Here is a 19,806-nt window from a genome sequence, read left to right as displayed (position 1 = left end):
TCATTGAATCCATAATCGACTTGGTGTTTCAGGTCGATGTATAGCGCAAGACAACTCGGTCGGCTCCCTCTCCCTCCGGGAGAGGGCTGGGGTGAGGGGGGCTGTCAGAACAGGATCTTCGCCACATCGGAAAACTTCTTCGCGAAGTGCACCGTAATCCCTTCCTTCAGATAATCCGGCAGTTCCTCAAAATTACCCCGATTCGGCTCCGGCAAAATCAGCTCGAAAATCTTCTGCCGCCGTGCCGCAATCACCTTCTCACGCACCCCGCCAATCGGCAGCACATGCCCGGTCAGCGTCAGTTCGCCGGTCATCGCCACACCTTTTTTCGGCGGTTGATTACGTGCAAGCGAGAGCAGGGCGCTGGCCATGGTCACGCCGGCGCTCGGGCCGTCTTTCGGTGTCGCGCCTTCTGGCACGTGCAGATGGACGAAGGCTTCGTCGAAGAACTTCGCGTCACCGCCGAACTGTTTCAGGTGCGAGCTGACGTAGCTGTAGGCGATCTCCGCTGATTCCTTCATCACATCGCCCAGTTGCCCGGTGAGTTTGAAGCCACGATTGAGCGTGTGAATCCGCGTCGCTTCGATCGGCAATGTCGCGCCGCCCATGCTGGTCCACGCCAGACCGGTAATCACGCCGGTGCCGGACAGCACTTGCTCGTTGCGGAATACCGGGTGACCCAGTGACGCTTCGAGGTCTTTCGGCCCGAGCTTGATCACCGCTTTCGGGTCATCAATGAGCTTCATCACCGCTTTGCGCACCAGTTTGCCCATTTGCTTTTCCAACTGCCGCACACCGGCTTCACGGGCATAACCGTCGATCAAGGCTTTGAGCGCGCTGTCGCTGATGCTCAGGCTGCCCTTGGACACGCCGGCCTTTTCCAGCAGTTTCGGCCACAGGTGACGCTTGGCGATGGCGACTTTTTCTTCGGTGATGTAGCCCGACAGGCGAATCACTTCCATCCGGTCCAGCAACGGGCCGGGGATCGAATCGAGGGTGTTGGCGGTGCACACGAAGAGGACTTTCGACAGGTCCATGCGCAGGTCGAGGTAGTGATCGAGGAATTCGACGTTCTGTTCCGGGTCGAGGGTTTCCAGCAGCGCCGAGGCCGGGTCGCCCTGGTAGCTCTGGCCCATCTTGTCGATCTCGTCGAGCATGATCACCGGGTTCATCACTTCAACGTCTTTCAACGCCTGCACCAGTTTGCCCGGCTGTGCGCCGATGTAGGTGCGGCGATGGCCCTTGATCTCGGCTTCGTCGCGCATACCGCCGAGGCTGAAGCGGTAGAACGGCCGGCCGAGGGATTCGGCGATGGATTTGCCGACGCTGGTTTTACCTACGCCCGGCGGACCGACCAGCAGCACGATGGAGCCGCTGATTTCGCCTTTATAGGCACCGACAGCGAGGAATTCGAGGATGCGATCCTTGATGTCGTCGAGGCCGGCGTGGTGTTTGTCGAGTACTTTGCGTGCGTGCTTGAGGTCGAGTTTGTCGTCGCCGTAGACGCCCCACGGCACCGAGGTCGCCCAGTCGAGGTAGTTGCGGGTGACCGCGTACTCTGGCGAGCCGGTCTCGAGGATCGACAGTTTGTTCATTTCCTCTTCGAGGCGTTTCTGCACCTGCGCCGGCAGGACTTTGCCTTCCAGGCGCTGTTCGAACTGTTCAAGGTCGGCGCTGCGGTCGTCCTTGGTCAGGCCGAGTTCCTGCTGGATGACCTTGAGTTGTTCCTTGAGGAAGAACTCGCGCTGATGCTCGCCGATCTTGCGGTTAACTTCGGCGGAAATTTCTTTTTGCAGGCGCGCGACTTCGACTTCCTTGCGCAGCATCGGCAGGACTTTTTCCATGCGCTTGAGCATCGGCACACAGTCGAGCACGCCTTGCAGTTCGGGGCCAGTGGCCGAGGTCAGGGCGGCGGCGAAGTCGGTCAGCGGCGATGGATCGTTGGGGCTGAAGCGGTTGAGGTAGTTTTTCAGCTCTTCGCTGTACAGCGGGTTGAGCGGTAGCAGTTCCTTGATCGCGTTGATCAGCGCCATGCCGTAGGCCTTGACCTCGTCGGTCGGCTCGGTGGGCTGGTGCGGGTATTCGACTTCGACCAGATACGGTGGGCGGTGGTGTTTCAGCCACGTCTTGATGCGCACGCGGCTCAGGCCTTGGGCGACGAATTGCAGTTTGCCGTTCTCGCGGCTGGCGTGGTGGACTTTGACCAGCGTGCCGTATTGCGGCAGCGCGCCGGTGTCGAAGTGGCGCGGGTCTTCCTGGGGCGTGTCCATGAAGAACAGGGCCAGGGAATGGTGTTCGGATTTGCTGACCAGTTCGAGGGTTTCGGCCCAGGGTTCTTCATTGACGATGACCGGCAGGACTTGGGCCGGGAAGAACGGGCGATTGTGGATCGGGATGATGTAGACCTTGTCCGGCAGGTTCTGGCCGGGCAGGGCGAGGCCTTTGCCGGAGGAGGTGTGTTCGATGTTTTCGGCTTCGGTGTAGTCGTCGGGGTTTTCCGGGAATTCTTGCTGGTCGCTCATGGGGCACCTGCGCAATGGGGTATGGGTCTTAGATGGGGCAGGCTTTGGGTGGTTTCAATGGGAGGGGATGTTTCTGCTTGTGTGTTCAGGGTTTTGACAGGGTTCACGCTTTTGACTTGGCGGCCTTTGGGCCGACCAGGTTCTTGGGGTTTTGGGGGTATATCCGTTGCTTCGGGTGCTGCGGCTGGCGGTTTCGCCCTTACGGCGACTCACTTTTTTGACAAACGCCTCAAAAAAGTAAGCAAAAAAACGCTTGCTCCTACGTGCGGCCCGCTCGCTGGGGCTCGGGGTTCCTTCGCTGCGGGATCGATCCGGGCGCAGCGTCTACGGTTTGCTTCGCTGCACCTCCTCTCGCTGTGTTTGGCTGCGCCAAACGGTCGCTGCGCTCCCACGCCCGGATCAATCCCTCCACTCAGCCTTCCGACGTCGCCCTTGGATCAAGATCAAGATCAAGATCAAGAGCAGGCGAGCTGACACTCGGCCTATTGAGTGGTGAAAAGCACGGGTATTCGGCTTTGGGTTTGTGGTGGGTTTGCCCTCACCCCAGCCCTCTCCCGGAGGGAGAGGGGGCCGATTTGTGTGCTTTTCAAAGCATGAGTTCAACGCGTTATTGCACGTCGGCGTATCCCTCCCTGAGAACTCGGTCAGTCCCCTCTCCCTCCGGGAGAGGGCTAGGGTGAGGGGCTTTTAGCTGTGTGGCGGAGGTTGGGATATTTCGTGGTTATCCAGCACGCGGTTCACCGCCAGTTCGGCGAGCATGATGATTTGCTGTATCGCCAGAATCGTGCGCCTTTGCGGCAGGTCAATGTAGGCGGCGATGTCGCTGGTCATCAGGCTGGCTTGGGCCAGGGATTCGCAGGCGTGGACCAGCAGGCTTTCGCTGTCCTGCTCGGGGGCCACCTGGAACATGGTGCTGGGTTTGTGGAAGCGCAGGGTTAACGCGTTGGGTTTGAGGTAGTGGTCGAGGGCGCGTTCGGCGGCTTCGTGGAATTTCTTCGAGCCGGGGAATTCGTAGGGGGTGGTGTCTTCGGTTTCGGGTGGATTGGGTGTCGGCTTTTTCATCTGTTACTCCTCAGGAATTGGGCCTTTCCTCTGATTGCCGCGACGCAAAAAGAGGGTGGCAGCTGTACGCGGGTTCGCGGACCGACCTGAGCATTCGGCATACCCGAAGGTATCCCGCGTACAGCCACCATAAAACAAGCACTCGGGGTGCTGCTGTTAAGCGGCGGCAATTATGCCCCAGAAGTCGGGCCGCGACGCCCCATCGCTGAATTTGCAGCGACCCCCCGAGCCTATCCAGCCTATTTCCGAGGCACAACCGACGCGACTTGTCGGAAAACTCCGCGCAATCACCAGCGTCTGTAGGACAAGCACATTTCCCACAGACCAACACTTTTCAACCTGTGGGAGCTAGCCTGCTAGCGATGGGGCCCTGTCAGTAAACAGAGATGTTGAATGCCAGACCGCAATCGCTAGCAGGCTAGCTCCCACAGGTGATCTGCGGTGTATTCAAAAACTGGCGTGCACAAAAAAGGCGATGTCCCTCACGAGACATCGCCTTTGAAAGGCTTATTCCGGCAGTTTGTACGCAATCACGTAGTCACCCATCTTGGTGCCAGACCAAAAAGCGAGGCGGGCTGACACTCGGCCTATTGGCTGACTTGGTCATTGCGGGCTTGCCAACAATGGCACCCTGACTGCCAACCCATTTCTCTCAGGTGGACTCACATCTTCTGCAGGAGCAGTCTTCGGCAGCTCGGCTATAACGTTTCGCGCCATTAACTCTATTTGATCTGAAGACCTGTCAAGTCTGACAGTTATGTATTGGTCGATTCCCCGACATGATTGTCCTTCAACTTCGAAATTTAATGGAACTGAATATGGCAATCGAGAAGGTTGTAAATTCCAGTACTACCGGCACATTTACGGCCAAGATTCAGGGACGCCCTGACTTTGTCCCTAACCGGGTCAGTGTCTTTTTCGATGGCGAGTATTATCACTGCTCCGGGTTAGAGGAGGGCCCGGATACCACGGTCTTCAGAACTCTGTACTTTCATGTGAAACACGGTCCATCAAACCAGCAATCAACCGTTGAACAGATGTCATATATAGGCCGATCAGGCCATGACATTGAAAAGGCTGTAGCCAAGGACGGTACGTTCACTATCGATTTTGATGCGCAGGCTCAGCACTTCAAGATGTCTTTCCATGCAGTTGTCAAGGATCCGGTATTCGGCAGCTTCGACATTCTCGGGCGCTTTGATCTGCGTAACGAATGACATCAATGCCTCTCCCGCTCTTTGGCGAGGAGGTCGTGCGCGGGGCGGGTGGGACAACCCAGGGACAGAACCCGCACGCGCACGGCGCATCATTTGGCTTTTTCATAGTGAAACTCCGAATGATAAGTGGGGCTATCACTCTCAATCACCGCGACGCGACGGAGGGTGGCAGCTGTACGCGGGTTCGCGGACCGAGCCATTCGGCAATCTCGGCATACCCGAAGGTATCTCGCGCACAGCCACCATCAAACCAGACAACAAGCACCTGAGCGCTCCGGTTTGGGCCGGCGATTAAGCATCGAATCGAATGAACTGCTCGGGCCGCGACGCCCGTTCGCTTAATTTGCAGCGACCCCCCGAGCCTATCCAGCCGATTTCCGAGGCACAACCGACGCGACTTGTCGGAAATCTCCTCACGATCACCCACACCTGTAGGAGGAACAATTCTTCGTGTAGGAACGGACAAGGGGGCGTTCCTCGTCACGGTATTGCCCACTTATTCCTGATCATGCTGGGAGTTACTTCGAAAACGTTGCAAAACCTGTGATTTCTGACAGTAGACAATTTTCCTGGAACGCCCATGCTTCAAGGGCGCTCTTCGTTTTGGCCGTTGGCGCAATCTGTGAATTCAAGGAGATGAACTCATGACCGGTGAAGACATAAAGTACAAAGGATGGGGTATTCGCGAACACCTCGAAAACCTGCCGCATACCACGCGTTATCAGCTTGTTTATCCCTGGGGCTTGCTGGGTGGTTTTTTCCCGACACTGATAGCCGCCCAGCGGGAAATCGATCTCAAGTTAGAGCGCCAATCGCAAGAGGCCAGATCATTATCAATACCTCCGTTACATCTGCTCAGGTAGAGCGTATGCAGGCAGTGGATTGGTTAAAAAAAAGGCGATGTCCCTCACGAGACATCGCCTTTTCATTTACCGCCGCTAAAACTTATTCCGGCAGTTTGTACGCAATCACGTAGTCACCCATTTTGGTGCCCAGCGAACCGTGACCGCCGACAACCAGCAGCACGTATTGCTTGCCGTCCTTGCCGGTGTAGGTCATCGGAGTCGCTTGGCCACCTGCTGGCAGACGCGATTTCCACAACTCTTTACCGCTGTTCACGTCGTACGCACGCAGGTACTGGTCGAGGGTGCCGCTGAGGAAGCCGACGCCGCCAGCAGTCACCATCGAGCCGCCCATGCTTGGGACGCCCAAGGTGAAGCCGATCGGGATTGGCGAGCTGTCGCGGCTGGTGCCGTTCTTGCGTTTCCACACGACTTTGCTGGTGGTCAGGTCGATACCGGCGACGTAGCCCCAGGCCGGGGCCTGGCACGGTACGCCGAATGGCGACATGAACGGGTGCATGATCACCGCGTATGGCGCGCCGGTGTTTGGTTGCACGCCAGCGGTTTCGCTTTCGCGTTTGCTGCCGGCGGCGACTTGCTCGCGTGGCACCATTTTCGACACGAAGGCCATGTAGTTCGGGCTGGTGAACAGCATTTGGCGAACCGGATCGACCGAGACGCCGCCCCAGTTGAACACGCCGACGTTACCCGGGTAGATCAGGCTGCCCTGTTCCGACGGCGGGGTGTACTGGCCTTCATAACGCAGTTCCTTGAACTGGATGCGGCACAGCATCTGGTCGAACGGGCTCGCGCCCCACATGGCTTTTTCGGTGAGTTCCGGGGCCAGCAGGTTGAGGTCCGAACGGGCCTGGGTCGGTGCAGTGTGGTCGCCTTTCACGGCGCCTTGCGGTACCGGGATTTCCTTGATCGGGATGATCGGTGTGCCGTCACGACGGTCGAGGACGTACAGGCTGCCCTGTTTGGTCGGGGCGATCAGCGCCGGTTTCACGCCGTCGGCGGTTTTCATGTCGAGCAGGGTTGGCTGGCTGCCAACGTCCATGTCCCACAGGTCGTGGTGGGTGAACTGGTAGTTCCAGCGCACTTTACCGGTGGCCAGGTCGAGGGCTACGACGCCGGCGCTGAATTTCTCGGCGCCCGGGGTGCGGTCAGCGCCCCACTGGTCTGGGGTCTGGTTGCCCAGTGGCAGGTAGACCATGCCGAGTTTTTCGTCGACGCTGGCCAGCGACCACATGTTGGCCGAGTTGCGGCTGTAGGTTTCGCCCGGTGCCAATGGCTCGGTGGCGTCTGGCTTGTCGCTGTCCCAGTTCCATACGAGGTGACCGTCGCGCACGTCGAAGGCGCGGATCACGCCCGATGGCTCGTTGGTCGATTCGTTGTCGGTCACGTGACCGCCCATGATCACCAGATCACGGGTAATCGCCGCTGGCGAGGTGGAGTAGTAGCCGCCAGCGGTGAACGGGCCGATGCCTTGGGTCAGATCAACCACGCCTTTGTTGCCGAAGCCTTCGCAGATCTTGCCGGTGTCGGCGTTCAGGGCGATCAGACGGGCATCAGCAGTTGGCAGGTACAGACGACGCGGGCAGGCCTGAGCAACGGCTTTGCCGGCTTCGGAAATCACCGCCGAAGCTGCGTTTTCAGTTTTCGCGTACGCGGCTTCGTCGTAGTACGACACGCCACGGCAGGTCATGTGCGCGAAGCCTTTGAAGCCGACCGGGCTCTTGATCTGTGGGTCGAAGCGCCACAGTTCTTTACCGGTGTCCGGATCCAGCGCGAGCACTTTGCTGTGCGCGGTGCAGGCGTAGATCATGCCGTTGGCTTTCAGCGGGGTGTTTTCGTTGGTCAGCTCGACCGGGTCATCGGCGGTCGGCAGGTCGCCGGTCTGGATGCGCCAGGCTTCTTGCAGCTTGCCGACGTTGGCCGGGGTGATCTGCTTCAGCGGCGAGTAACGGTCACCGAACTCGGTGCGGCCATAAGCCTGCCAGTCGCCATCGGGCATGGCTGGCGCGGTGCTGGTGGTGTCCGCAGTGTCGCGGCCCAGTTCGCCGAAGGTTTCGCCCGGGTGGGTGAACAGGCTGGCCAGAGCGGTAACGCCGGCCAGCACCACGGCGACGGTCAGACCGCCAGTGCCCATCGGCGCCGGGCCGTCAAGCAGCAGCGGACGACGGAACCACGGCAGCAACATCACGAAGCCGAGGACGAACCACAGGGCCAGACGTGGCACCAGTTGCCACCAGTCCAGACCGACTTCCCACAGCGCCCAGACGGTGCTGGCGAACAGAACGATGGCGTACAGGCCCAGCGCCGCGCGACGGCGCATCAGCATCAGAATGCCGGACAGCGCGATGCCGATACCGGCCAGCAGGTAGTACAGCGAGCCGCCGAGCATGCTCAGCTTGACCCCACCGGCCAACATGGCCAGGCCCATCAGTAGAAGCAGAATGCCGAGCAGGCTCGGTAGCAAACGGCCCCGACTCGAAGCACTTTCGGTGCTCATAGTGTGATTCTCCGTGACGTTTTATGTAGTCCCGCGCTGTAGTCACTTTAGATGACGATTTGGCACAGGCATGGTTCAGATAAAAACTTGTCTAGCTAACGAAATTTCCTGTGGGAGCGAGCCTGCTCGCGAAAGCGGTGTGTCAGACGACTTCGTTGGTGAAGTTGAAATTGCTTTCGCGAGCAGGCTCGCTCCCACATTGGATCTCAGCGGTTTTCTAGAACGAGGACTGGATCTTGATCCCGCCGATCAGGGCGTCGTCTACGTTGTTCACGCCACCGGGGTGGCGGATGTATTGCAGGTTCGGGCGTACGGTCAGCCAGTTCGTTATATGCACGCCGTAATACAGCTCGGCGCTGTATTCGGTGTCTTGCGGCGGCAGGAAGGACGGATCGTCATAGTCGTAGACCGCATTGGCACGGTTGCTCGCTTCGGCGTTTTTGCGGAAGGCCGGGTTGACGTGCACGCGGGCGAGGGCGAAACCGATGTCATCCTTGGCGCGCGCGTCGAACGGGCCTTTGTAGGTGATGCCGGCCTGCACGTAGTTGTCGATCGCGTTGGTTTTCTTGTCGTGCATCGTGCCGTTGGCGAACACGCTCAAGCCGCGACTGTTATCGCTGGCGACGCTGGTGATTTGCTGCTGAATACCCAGCCACACGCCGTGTTTGCTCGACGCGCTGCGGTAGGCTTCGCCGCTGAGAGCCGCCGGTTGGCCGTGGCTGTCTTTATAGACGTCGCTGGCCTTGGCGTTGCTGTAGTAGTAACCCGCGCGGTATTCGCCCGGCAGGCCGTTGAGCTTCGGCGTCCACACCAGTTCGATCGGCAGGATCGCGCCCTGGGTGCCGCTGCCGCTGAGTTTGAAGCCGTTGCCGCGATCGAGGTTCGACGGGTTCTGCTCGTAGGCGCCGACCTGTGCGTACAGCTCCGGGGTCAGGTGATATTTGACGCGCAGCGCCCATTGGCTGACCGGCCAGTTGTACCAGATGCCGCCGACCCAGTTGCCGACCTGCGAACCGCAGAACGCGAGGTTCTGGAAGTCGCACGGGAAGCTGTTGAAGTCTTCGCCTTCGCCGAAACGGCCGACCTTGATGTCGAGTTTCTGATCGAAGAATTTCTGCTGGTACCACATCTGCGTCAGGCGTGTGGTCTGGCCACGGCCCCAGACTTCCTGGGCCGAGGTGAAACCGCCAACGCGCGGATCGTTGATGCGGTCGTTGCTGATGTTGTTGCCGCTGCGTTTGGTGATGGTCAGTTGAAACTCGGCGTCGTCCCAGCCGAGGATCTTTTGCAGGTCGAGGTGGGTGCCGAGGCCGAACTGATCGCTGTAACGCGCGGTGCGGTCATGGTCGTAGCCACCGTGCAGGTTGCTGCCCATTTCACCGGTGTAATCGAGTTTGAAGTCGTAGCCTTTTTCCGAGAGTTCGGTGCGCGTGCCGTTCCAGTCACCGAGCATGTACGGTGATTCACTGTCGAACGCGGGCGCCGCTTGAGCGCAAGTGGCGAGGCCAAGAGCGGTGCAGCCGCCAAGGGTGCGCAGGATTGAGATAGCGCTGTCTCGGGAGAAGGAAAAATCGGGCATGGATAAGTCTTTTTTTGGTGTTTTCGGGGTGCGAGCTGAGTGCTTCAATAAGTCGCAGGCAGTGAAGCGATTCAGCTGAAGGGCGGCAGGATAATGATCTGTTACAAAAAGACAAAGGCCTTTTGTGAACATGCAGCGTTTCGGATTCGGTAACAGTGCGGCAAACGGGCGCATTGTCGGCCGGTTGGATGCCTGCGATCTTTTCAGGTTGGCCTACATTTGAAGGTAGGCCTTCCACCCGATCACCCCCTCGGCTAAGGTGCGCGGCTTCTGCATTTTCACTTCGCCCAAAGGCCTGGCATGAACGAACAAACCCCCGATCCGCTGCACGGCGTGACCCTCGAACAGATCCTCAATGCGCTGGTGAGCCATTACGAATGGTCGGGGCTGGCCGAGCGCATCGATATTCGCTGCTTCAAGAGCGACCCGAGCATCAAGTCGAGCCTCACGTTTCTGCGCAAAACCCCGTGGGCGCGGGAAAAGGTCGAGCGTCTGTACGTTAAGTTGATGCGCACCAAGCGACCGCTCTGACATGGACGCCGGTTGTTGGCGTCGTCGCCTGATCACCTGCGCAGCCGTACTGGGCTGGGCGGGGTTGGGCATTCAGTTGTACCTGATTTTCTTCGCACGCTTGAGTGTCGGCGCCAGCCTGTTGGGCGGGTTGGTGAGTTTTTTCAGTTACTTCACGATTCTGACCAATACGCTGGTGGCGACGGTGCTGACCTGTGTCGTGACTGCGCGCGAATCCGCTGCGCGCCGCTGGTTTTTGCAGCCGTGGGTCAGCAGTGGGATTGCCGTGAGCATTGCTGTGGTCGGACTGGCCTACAGCATTTTGCTGCGGCATTTGTGGCATCCCGAAGGTTGGCAATTTGTCGCCGATGAACTGCTGCACGACGTGATGCCGCTGCTGTTTCTGGGCTATTGGTGGGCGTGCGTACCCAAGGGCACTTTGCGCTGGTGGCATCTGCCGGTGTGGCTGATTTATCCGCTGGTGTATTTCATCTACGCCTTGCTGCGCGGGCATTTGCTCGGCGCGTATGCATATCCGTTTATTGACGTGGCGGTGTTGGGTTATCCACAGGTGCTGGCCAATGCCGGGGGGATATTGCTGGGGTTTGTGGGGATTGGCTTGGTGGTCATTGGTCTCGACCGCTGGAGATTTGCACGAAGTTAAAGCACTTGTAGGAGTGAGCCTGCTCGCGATGGCGGTGGAACAGTTACAAATTTATTGACTGACACTCCGCTATCGCGAGCAGGCTCACTCCTACAAGGGATATCACTCTTCTTCAGGAGTGCCTTCGGCGCGCCAGTAGCCGACCGCTTTGATCAGTTGCTCATCGAGCCCATGCTCATCGATCAGTACCCGGCGAATCTGCCGTGAGACTTTCGTTTCGGTCGCGACCCACGCATACAGATTGCCCTTGGGCACCTGCAATTGCTTCACCGTCGCCAGCAGGTTGTCCTTGCTGCCTTCGCGCAACACCCAGATCACATTGACCTGCGCCGGACTCTCCAGCACTTGCTGCTCGGCGCCGTTCTCCACTTCGATCACCACCAGCGCCTTGCGATTGGCCGCCAGGCCTTCGAGGCGGCGGGCGATGGCGGGCAGGGCGGTTTCATCGCCGATCAGCAAGTAGCTGTCGAAAATGTCCGGCACGATCATCGAACCGCGCGGGCCGCCGATGTGCAGGAATTGCCCCGGTTTGGCTTGCTCGGCCCAGGTCGACGCAGGGCCGTCACCGTGCAGAACAAAATCGATGTCCAGTTCCAGCGCATCGAGGTCGTAACGACGCGGGGTGTAGTCGCGCATTTCGGGCTTCGGCCCATCGTCCTTGCCGGCGCCAAGCACCATCGTTTCGAGTGCGGCCACCTGCTCGGCGTTCTGCGGGAACAACAGCTTGACGTGATCGTCAGTGCCCAGACTGATAAACCCGGCCAGTTCCGGCCCGCCAAGGGTGATGCGGCGCATGCGTGGCGTCAGGTCGACCACGCGCAACACCTCAAGCTTGCGGCGTTTGATTTCGTGCATCACGCGGTGAATGGTTTGGGTATCGACTGCAGTCATTCGCTTTTCTCCGAAACAGGTTGAACGGCAGGGCCGTCGACGATGGCTTTGGCGGTGTCGTTGAGCAGGTCACGCACACGCAGGATTTCTGCCGCGCTCCAGCGGCCGTGGTGCATTTGCAAAGCATGGCGCAGGTTGTGCACCGCCTCGTGGATTTCCGGCGGCCGATCATGGCCGCGCAGGGAGCGTTTGCTCACATCGATGCGCATGCGCACGCCGTCGAGGGCAACGGCTTGTTCGCTCAAAGACAAACGACCGGCCTCGGTGACGCTGTAGCGTTTTTTGCCGCCCTCGGCGTCGCCGGTGATCAGTTCGCTCTCTTCGAGAAAGGTCAGGGTCGGGTAGATCACGCCGGGGCTTGGGCTATACGCGCCGTCGAACATGCCTTCGATCTGGCGGATCAGGTCGTAGCCGTGGCATGGCTGCTCGGCGACCAGCGCGAGCAGCAGCAATTTCAGGTCACCGGGGGCGAATACCCGTGGGCCACGGCCGCCGCGCTCACGTCCGGGGCGCTTCTCAAAGCCGTCACGGCCGTCGCCGTGTTCGCGGTGGGGGGAATGATGGTCTCTCATTTCAGTCTTCTCTCGTCGTGTTTAGATACAACTTAAGATATATCTTAAGGCGGGTGCAAGATTTTTTTCCCCGAGCCGTGATCCGGGCTGACGAGCGGCAACCTGCCATCCAGGCAAGCGATGATTTTGCCGGCGAACGGCGCGCGCAATAACCTGAAAGTTAAAGTCATCACTCTATTCTTTGTAGAGCATATGTTCTAAATTGCACTAGGCGAGCCGTGCTGGCAGGGCGAAGTTGCTGTATGGTTTTTTAACTTAAACTGTCTGTAGGGTGGAACTTACAGTCACTGTTTCGAATATTGTTTTTTTGTTCTTTTTTCTTGCGGGTCATGGGGTTGTTTAACTACGAGGTTGTCGGAAGTTGCCTGCTTACTTCCCAGAGTTAACAGCCGATGATGCTCCGGCATTGAAAGTTCAAGTTGACCTGAAACAAGCCGGGCAGCGATTCGGCCAGTGTTTGTCTTGAACTTTCAATGCTCATCCCCCTATCAAGAAAACAGGTACATAACGATGTTCAAGAAATTCGCAATCGCCGCTCCACTGGCTCTTCTGGCACTGGGTTCCACTGGCGCATTCGCCGCCGGTGAAGCGTCGCACTCGATCAGCCTTGTCGCGCATGTGCCGACCAACGGTTTCTATGTCGTGCCGACCGATCCGGATCTGGTCAACAAGGACCAGGACATGAGCTATCAGCCGACCACCGGCAAAATGCGCGACGTCAATGGCTTCTTCGATGTGCGCAACAATAATGGCTCGGTACACGCCAGCCTGGAGAGCCTGCCAAAACTGGTCTCGGGCAGTACTTCTATCGACCTGCGCGTGCTGTTCAACAACAAGGAACTGACCCTGACTCCGCAAATGGTCGTGGGTGAAGCCGAGTCCGACGTCAACTACCGTGCGCCGCTGAACATCAGCGCCGTGGGCAGCAACTTCCAGCCAGGTGATTACACCGGAGCCGTGGCGATGATCTTCGACGCCGTGACGCCATAACAGCCGTCACTTGATCGATCGATCAGGCACTAAGCCCAACTTCAATGTTGACGCTTGACCGTCGGGGCTGACGCTTTGTTTGCCTCGACGGACTTCCATTGTTTGTTATCCGAGTACGCGTTCATGTTCCCGATGACACCCATCGCGGCTGCGCTTGCGCTGTTGTTTTGTGCCAGCGCAGCTGTGGCTTCCAACTCCACCGGTACCACACCCCGCAGTCTGCTGGCGCAGGCCAAGGGTTTGCCGGCGGATTTCGAGGAGCATTTCTTTGATGTGCCGCTGGCGGTACGGGTTGAAGTCGATCAGCAACCACTGGGTGAGGCCATGGTGGTGTTGTCCCGTGATGATCGCATCACCCTGCTGGAATTCACCGATACCAGCGAAAACCGTTTCGGCCCCGCCGAGCGGGAAAAATGGGCGAGCTATCTGAAACCCGGCGTGCCCTTGGGCGCGTGCAGCGGTTCCTGCCCGGACCAGTTTCTGGCGGTGCACTACAACCTGGAAAATTCGCTGGTGTCGCTCGTCACCGAAAACGCTGAACGCGATGTAGCTGCCAAGCGCTATTACGAGCAGCCCGATGGCGGCAGCAGCGGCCTGATGGTGCGCAATCAGCTCAATATCAATGGCGGTCAGGATCAGGACCTCGGTGGACGTTTCGGTCTTGAGGCCAGCTCAAGCCTGGGCAACTGGAGCCAGACACTCAATCTGCAAATGGCCCGTCTCGGCGGTCCGGACGACAAGCTCTACCACGCCGTCCATGAGCTTCATACCCAGCGCGAACTGCAAGGCAGTTTTTTCCGTCTGGGTTATTTCACCCCCAATTCCGAAGGGTTGACGCGCCAGCCACGTACGTTCGGCAGCAGCCCCGACACCGCTGTCGGTGTGATGTATGGCAGCTCCGACAGCCTGGCCATCAATAGCCCGATGCCCAGCGTTTATCCGATCTATGTCACTGCCAACCGTCAGGGTTCGGTGGAGATCTGGCGCGACGGCCTGCTGATCAACACGCAATCGGTGCCGGCCGGGTTGCAGACCCTCGACACCCGGCCGCTGCCCGGCGGTATCTATGAAGTGGAAGTGCGTCTGATCGAAGACGGCCAGATCACGTCGACAACCCAGGAGCTGGTGTACAAGCCCAACAACTGGCGCAACCTCGACGAGCGCTGGCGCTACAACGTATTCGCCGGCGAAGAACAGAAACTGCTGAGCAACTGGGATACCCAGGCCAGCGGCAAGCCGACGGCGGGCGCGGCGGTCAACTATCTGCTGCACCCACGGGTGATCCTTGGCCTGTCGGCGCGGCAGATCCGTGAAAAACTGCAATACGGCACGTCCATCGACTGGACCCTGGCCAATCACGTCAGCCTCTACGCCAACGTCTACAAGACCGAGGATTACGGCACCGGTCTCGATCTGCAAAGCCTCTACAACTATGGCGCCGGCAGTATCGTCGTCAGCCACAACCGCAGTTGGCTCGACACCACCAATACCTACGACACGTTACCCGACGGTACCCGCGTGCGGCCGCGCAATGTGTTTATCGGCCAGGCCAGCAATTCGTCGCTGGCGCTTAACCATCGCATCAGCAGCAAGAGTTCGGTCAACGCACGGGTCTCGCACAGCGAGGGCAATGTCGAAGGCATGGGCGTGGATCTGGGCTGGACGCAGCGCACGGTGGTGCTGGGCAGCGATGCCAGTTGGCGCTTGTCGCTGTTCGATCGGCCGGGCAGTTACAGCAGTGGCGATGCGCGCAATCGCGGCGTCGATCTGAGCATCAACATGGCACTCGGTGCACCCGGCGAGCAGATTACCGGCAGTATCGGCTCGCGCACTGCCCGGGACGGCGCGCGCGATAACAACGCCTCCCTCGGCTGGCGCAAGGATCTCAAGGATCACGTGCTGCAAAGCGTTTCGGTCACTGCGCTCACCGACACCTATGGCGTGGGCATGTCCAGCCTGGCCAATTTCCGCACCGATGCGGTCAACGGCGACGCCTTCGTTCAGCGCTCCTCGTACAACGGCAATTTCACCGGCGGCCTCAACGTCGACAGCACGCTGGTGGTGGGGGGGCAGCAGATGCTCATGACCAGCCAGAGCGAAGTGCGTGGCGCCGGGATGATTGTCGACGTCGAGTCGGACATCGAGGACATCGCGCTGCGTGCCGATGATTACAGCGGCGGCGGCGCGGCATTGAAGCCGGGGCGCAATTTCATACCGATCACCGCCTACCAGAACAGCTCGGTGAGTTTCGATTTCGAGGGCAACAACGTGCCAGCGGCGACGATCGAGCCGGCGCGCACGCGTTATCACCTGAACAAGGGCGGCGTGGAGTATCGCAAGGTCCGCGTGATGAAAACCCTGACCGTACTCGGCCGCCTGGTCGATGCGCAGGGGCAGCCGCTCAAGGGGCATCACGTGATCAACCACGCCAGCCGTGGCGTGACCGAGGTCGACGGGTTCTTTTCGATGGAAATGAACGCCGGCTCGCCGACTCTGGAAGTCCGTCAGGGCAATCAGTTGCTGTGCCAGTTCCGCCTCAACGAGGCCGACCATCGCAGTGAAAACAACGTGCTGATGATCGGTGACCTGCGCTGTACGCCGGACACCCTGGCCGATGTCACGTCCACTGAACAGAAGGCGGGTTGAGCCATGAAGATCATTACAACGGGGTGCGGGCTGGCGATGGCGCTGAGTGTGTTCCCGGCGCAGGCGGTGAATCAGGAGATCCGCGCGTTATTTCAGCCCGACCCTGCGCAGCCGTCCAAGAACCTGTTCGTTAACCAGACGCCCAATAGCGGGTATTGCGTGAACTTTCCCCCGCAATGTGCGGCCAACAACATGTTCAGCATCGAGTTGCCCATTCGTTACAGTTCAACTCGCGAGCTCGCGCGCGGTGATGATGTCTCGCTGCGAGTTCCTGCGGACTGGCGGCGGTTGACGGTCACCAACCAGGATACTCAGGAAACCGAGGTCGTCGAGGTACGCATCACCGGCATCGGCTCCAGATTTGTCTTGAGCGATTCGGTGGAAAAGTTGACGGGTGTGCCCGCTCCCACAGGCCATGACATTCTCTGGACGTCCGGCTCCGGTTGGCTTTATGCACCGGCGCCTTGCCTCGGTAGTGGCCTGGCAGGCTATTCCCCTTCCACGTATCGTTTTTTCTGGCATACCCCCGTTCAGGCGTCTTGCACCAAGACTGCTGCGTTCACCATCCCATCGATGTACTACGACAAGATCGATTTCGCCTATGAGCTGAAAACGCCTAATCCGCTGGGTATGACCAGCGGTCTCTATACCGGATCGCTCTCTTACATCATGGGCCCCGGTGGCGATTTCGATATGGGAGCTGCGTTTCAACCGGACGACGGCAACCTGACCCTCGACTTCGTCCTCGACGTACAGCACACCCTCAAGATCGACCTGCCGCCCGGTGGCAACAACGTCTCTCTGGAACCTGAAGGCGGGTGGGCGCGCTGGATGGACAGTGGTCGCAAACCAACGCGGATTTTTCGCGATCAACCGTTCTATATCTCGGCGTCATCGCGCTTCAAGGTATTGATGTTGTGCAATTCCACTGGCGGAACGGCATGCAAGTTGGGGAGCCCGAAGGGCGATTCCACTGAGGTCGAAGTCTTCCTGACGTTACCGCCAGGCATCAGCGGCCCAGGCGGTGGCAATGTCACCCGGTCGCCTCTGAGTTTCAACCATTGGGCGGGACCCTACCAGCCCGGTATCTATGTCGACCGCAAGCCAGGTTCGCTGCTGTTCGAAATGACCCCCTTCGCTATCGATTTTCTTCTGCGGCCCGGCAAGACCGACCGGCTGCGCGGCAACATCACCATTATCTGGGACTCGGACGTATGACCGTCCGAGCGAGGCCTTACTCAAATTTCAGGGAGTTGAAAACGATGAACCGTGGTTTTCTGCTGGGCGTGCTCAGCGTGTTTTGTCTGACCGCCCAGGCCGGTCCGCAGATCAATGTCGGCACCGTGTACGACTATCTCGACGCCGATAAAAGTACCTACCTCAAACGTGTCTTCAATAGCGGCGATGCCACCGCGTTCGTCAAGGTCAACGTGCTGGAAATCGTCTACGGCGCCGACGGTACTTCGCAGGAAATTGCTGTGCAAAACGCGGCCGACGGTGCCTCGCGCAATGGCCTGATGGCCAGTCCCGCGCGGCTGATCGTGCCGGCGCAGGGCATGCAGGGCACGCGTCTGCTGTACATGGGCGAGCGTGATCGCGAGCGCTATTTTCGCGTGCGCTTCGTGCCGGTGGTGCCGGAGAAGGAAGACGAATTCGTGGTCAGCAACGAGGAGCGCGAGGACTATAAAAACTCCCTGTCGGCCGGGGTCAACGTGATGACCGGGTTTGGCACGATCTTTTTCGTGCGGCCAAAAGACGCGCGTTTCGACACGCTGATCAATGACAGCGCCAGCCGCTACGAACTGCGCAACAACGGCAATACGGTGATCGTCGTCGACGAGTTCAAAAGCTGCTCGCTGAGCAAGGAATCCGACTGCGGTGCGACCACCAAGCACCATGTGCTGGCGGGCAAGACGTTCGCTTTCGATAAGGAAAAGGGCCGCGAATACCGCTTCTTCCTGATCGAAGGCAGCGACAAAAAAAACGTGAAGATCGCGAGTCGCTAGGGTCTGTTTCCATTGACGCATCGGGTAATCAACATGATCAAGCAATGCACCGTCGCCGCGCTGATGGTCGCCACCGGGCTGACCGGCGCGCTGGCGTGGGCGGCCCGGGAAGAGCACACCTTCGAGGTGTCCCTGACCATTCCCAGCCGGCCCTTTTATGTCATTCCCGCCGAGCCGGACTGGATTCACCGGCCGCAACAGCTGTTCTGGGATTACCCCAAGGCAACCCTCGGCAGCCTGGAGAAAAACTTTGACGTGCGCCATGACAGCAGCGCCATCGATGCACGCCTGCTCTTTGAGCCCTATCTGGAAAATGGCCGGCCGAATGAGGTGATCATGCTGCGGGTCACGTTCAATGACGTCGTGCTCAGTTCACACATTGTTCCTCAGCAAGTGGTCTCGAAGGAGGAGGCTGCCGGCGGCAAGCGCGTGGCGTTGAAAATCGAGCCGATCGAGCCGCAGGGCGGCTATCGTTCGGGTGATTACAGCGGCAATGTGTTGCTGATGTTCAGTGCCGCCGCGCCAGCCGGGGAGTCAGAACCGTGACCGTCAGGCGAGTTGAATCATGAAGAAAATCACCTTGCTGCTGTGCCTGCTGATAATGAACGTCCCCGAGGCGCTGGCACTGAATCAGGAGATCCGGGCGTTGTTTCAGCCCGATTCGTCCAAACCGAACAACAACGCGTTCGTTAACCAGACGCCAAACAGCGGTTATTGCCAGACACATCCGACCGAGTGCGCCAACTTCCGCATGTTCAGTATTCGCGTACCGGCGCGTTTCACTTCGACTCGCTACGTCGGCATCGGCGACTCGGTCGGAGTCAAGGCCCCCGTCCGCTGGAGCCAGCTGACCGTGACCCATACGCAGACGCAAGCCACGGAAACGCTCGCGGTGCGCATCACCGGGCTCGGCTCCAATTATGTGCTGAGCCATCCGGCAATGCGCCTGGCAGGCGGCAGCACCCCGCTTGAAGCGCATGGCAGGCTGTGGACCACGGACAGTTGGGTGAATGGTGTTGCCCGTCCTTGCACCTACAGCGGCGTTGCCGAACATGGTCCGGAAACCTTCCGCTTCTTCTGGAAAACCCCGTTTGATGCCATGTGCGCGAAGATCCCGGCGTACCACATTCCATCGATGTCTTTCGATACGCTGGACTTCGCCTACGAACTGCTCACGCCCAATCCACTGGGCATGGCCTCCGGTCGCTATGTCGGCTCATTGACTTACACCCTCGGGCCCGGCGGCGATTTCGACATGGGGTCATTGATGCAGGCCGACGACAGCAACCTTACTCTGGACTTCGTGCTGGACGTTCAGCACACCCTGAAAGTGGATATTCCGCCCGGGGGTAACCACATCGTGCTGGAGCCTCAGGGCGGCTGGCGCAGCTGGCTGGAGAGCGGGCGCAAACCGGTGCGGCTTTACCGCGATCAGCTTTTCCATATCTCCGCGTCGTCGCAGTTCACCATGAAGCTTGAGTGCGAACATGAACTGGGCACGGGGACAGGCTGTGCCATTCTGGATCGCGAGACCGGTTACGCGGGTGGCGTCGACGTCAGCGTCAGCTTGCCCAACGGCTTGACTGACAGCGCTGGTCAGGCGGTTAGGCGTTTCCCGTTGCGTCGTGACAGCAGTCCGGTGTTTAAACCGGGTTTTTATGTTGATCGCAGGCCCGGAACACTGCACTTCGAAATAAGCAAAGACTGGACCGATTGGCTGATCAACAACGCCAAAGGCCGGCCCTATAAAGGCAATATCACGGTGATCTGGGATTCGGAAACCGGTTAGG

General features: G+C 59.2%; 16 protein-coding genes. 10 read left to right on the top strand and 6 right to left on the bottom strand.

Annotated elements, in window-relative coordinates; all coding sequences use genetic code 11:
* Window positions 1–104: 104 nt before the first annotated feature.
* Window positions 105–2,522 (bottom strand): endopeptidase La, encoded by a 2,418-nt coding sequence (lon, locus tag QOM10_RS23655; RefSeq protein ID WP_316917043.1) that lies wholly within the window; start codon window positions 2,520–2,522, stop codon window positions 105–107.
* 687 nt (window positions 2,523–3,209) lie between these two features.
* Window positions 3,210–3,584, bottom strand: a complete 375-nt coding sequence (locus QOM10_RS23650; RefSeq protein WP_160041692.1) for a DUF6124 family protein — start codon at window positions 3,582–3,584, stop codon at window positions 3,210–3,212.
* Between the two features lie 818 nt (window positions 3,585–4,402).
* Between QOM10_RS23650 and QOM10_RS23645 the strand changes: the two genes are divergently transcribed.
* Window positions 4,403–4,801: a hypothetical protein gene (locus tag QOM10_RS23645; protein WP_160041690.1), complete on the top strand. Its 399-nt coding sequence runs from the start codon at window positions 4,403–4,405 to the stop codon at window positions 4,799–4,801.
* 644 nt (window positions 4,802–5,445) lie between these two features.
* A complete protein-coding gene (locus QOM10_RS23640; RefSeq protein WP_316917042.1) occupies window positions 5,446–5,664 on the top strand; it encodes a hypothetical protein in 219 nt (72 codons plus the stop codon).
* A gap of 82 nt (window positions 5,665–5,746) precedes the next feature.
* On the opposite strand, the gene QOM10_RS23635 is transcribed toward QOM10_RS23640, so the two are convergent.
* Window positions 5,747–8,158, bottom strand: coding sequence for a glucose/quinate/shikimate family membrane-bound PQQ-dependent dehydrogenase (locus QOM10_RS23635; RefSeq protein ID WP_316917041.1), 2,412 nt, complete (start codon window positions 8,156–8,158; stop codon window positions 5,747–5,749).
* A 217-nt stretch (window positions 8,159–8,375) separates the two neighbouring features.
* The gene (locus QOM10_RS23630; protein ID WP_316917040.1) at window positions 8,376–9,737 is read right to left on the bottom strand and encodes a carbohydrate porin; all 1,362 of its coding nucleotides are present in this window, start codon (window positions 9,735–9,737) and stop codon (window positions 8,376–8,378) included.
* Window positions 9,738–10,037: 300 nt separating this feature from the next.
* Here QOM10_RS23630 and QOM10_RS23625 point away from each other — a divergent pair, with 300 nt between their 5' ends.
* Both QOM10_RS23625 and QOM10_RS23620 read left to right on the top strand, forming a co-directional pair.
* On the top strand, window positions 10,038–10,268 hold the full coding sequence (locus QOM10_RS23625; RefSeq protein WP_007916799.1) for a VF530 family DNA-binding protein: 231 nt from the start codon (window positions 10,038–10,040) through the stop codon (window positions 10,266–10,268).
* Between the two features lies 1 nt (window position 10,269).
* Window positions 10,270–10,911 carry a Pr6Pr family membrane protein gene (locus QOM10_RS23620; protein WP_316917039.1) on the top strand — a complete coding sequence of 214 codons (642 nt, stop codon included), beginning with the start codon at window positions 10,270–10,272 and terminating at the stop codon, window positions 10,909–10,911.
* A 102-nt stretch (window positions 10,912–11,013) separates the two neighbouring features.
* On the opposite strand, the gene QOM10_RS23615 is transcribed toward QOM10_RS23620, so the two are convergent.
* Window positions 11,014–11,802, bottom strand: coding sequence for a siderophore-interacting protein (locus tag QOM10_RS23615; RefSeq protein WP_127929636.1), 789 nt, complete (start codon window positions 11,800–11,802; stop codon window positions 11,014–11,016).
* Window positions 11,799–12,374, bottom strand: a complete 576-nt coding sequence (locus tag QOM10_RS23610) for a PadR family transcriptional regulator (RefSeq protein WP_127929635.1) — start codon at window positions 12,372–12,374, stop codon at window positions 11,799–11,801. The genes QOM10_RS23615 and QOM10_RS23610 overlap by 4 nt, the downstream gene beginning before the upstream one ends.
* Before the next feature lie 510 nt (window positions 12,375–12,884).
* Here QOM10_RS23610 and QOM10_RS23605 point away from each other — a divergent pair.
* The 6 genes from QOM10_RS23605 to QOM10_RS23580 all read left to right on the top strand — a co-directional run bounded on the left by QOM10_RS23605 (window position 12,885) and on the right by QOM10_RS23580 (window position 19,805).
* Window positions 12,885–13,364 carry a CS1 type fimbrial major subunit gene (locus tag QOM10_RS23605; protein ID WP_127929634.1) on the top strand — a complete coding sequence of 160 codons (480 nt, stop codon included), beginning with the start codon at window positions 12,885–12,887 and terminating at the stop codon, window positions 13,362–13,364.
* 123 nt (window positions 13,365–13,487) lie between these two features.
* Window positions 13,488–16,010, top strand: coding sequence for a CS1-pili formation C-terminal domain-containing protein (locus QOM10_RS23600; RefSeq protein ID WP_316917038.1), 2,523 nt, complete (start codon window positions 13,488–13,490; stop codon window positions 16,008–16,010).
* Window positions 16,011–16,013: 3 nt separating this feature from the next.
* Window positions 16,014–17,228: a hypothetical protein gene (locus QOM10_RS23595; protein ID WP_127929632.1), complete on the top strand. Its 1,215-nt coding sequence runs from the start codon at window positions 16,014–16,016 to the stop codon at window positions 17,226–17,228.
* 44 nt (window positions 17,229–17,272) lie between these two features.
* A complete protein-coding gene (locus QOM10_RS23590) occupies window positions 17,273–18,016 on the top strand; it encodes a molecular chaperone (protein WP_127929631.1) in 744 nt (247 codons plus the stop codon).
* Between the two features lie 33 nt (window positions 18,017–18,049).
* The gene (locus tag QOM10_RS23585; RefSeq protein WP_177413880.1) at window positions 18,050–18,562 is read left to right on the top strand and encodes a CS1 type fimbrial major subunit; all 513 of its coding nucleotides are present in this window, start codon (window positions 18,050–18,052) and stop codon (window positions 18,560–18,562) included.
* Between the two features lie 19 nt (window positions 18,563–18,581).
* Window positions 18,582–19,805: a hypothetical protein gene (locus tag QOM10_RS23580; RefSeq protein WP_316917037.1), complete on the top strand. Its 1,224-nt coding sequence runs from the start codon at window positions 18,582–18,584 to the stop codon at window positions 19,803–19,805.
* Window position 19,806 lies beyond the last annotated feature (1 nt).

The organism is Pseudomonas sp. P108 (assembly GCF_032613195.1).
GTDB lineage: Bacteria > Pseudomonadota > Gammaproteobacteria > Pseudomonadales > Pseudomonadaceae > Aquipseudomonas.
This window is presented reverse-complemented; position numbering and strand designations above follow the sequence as displayed.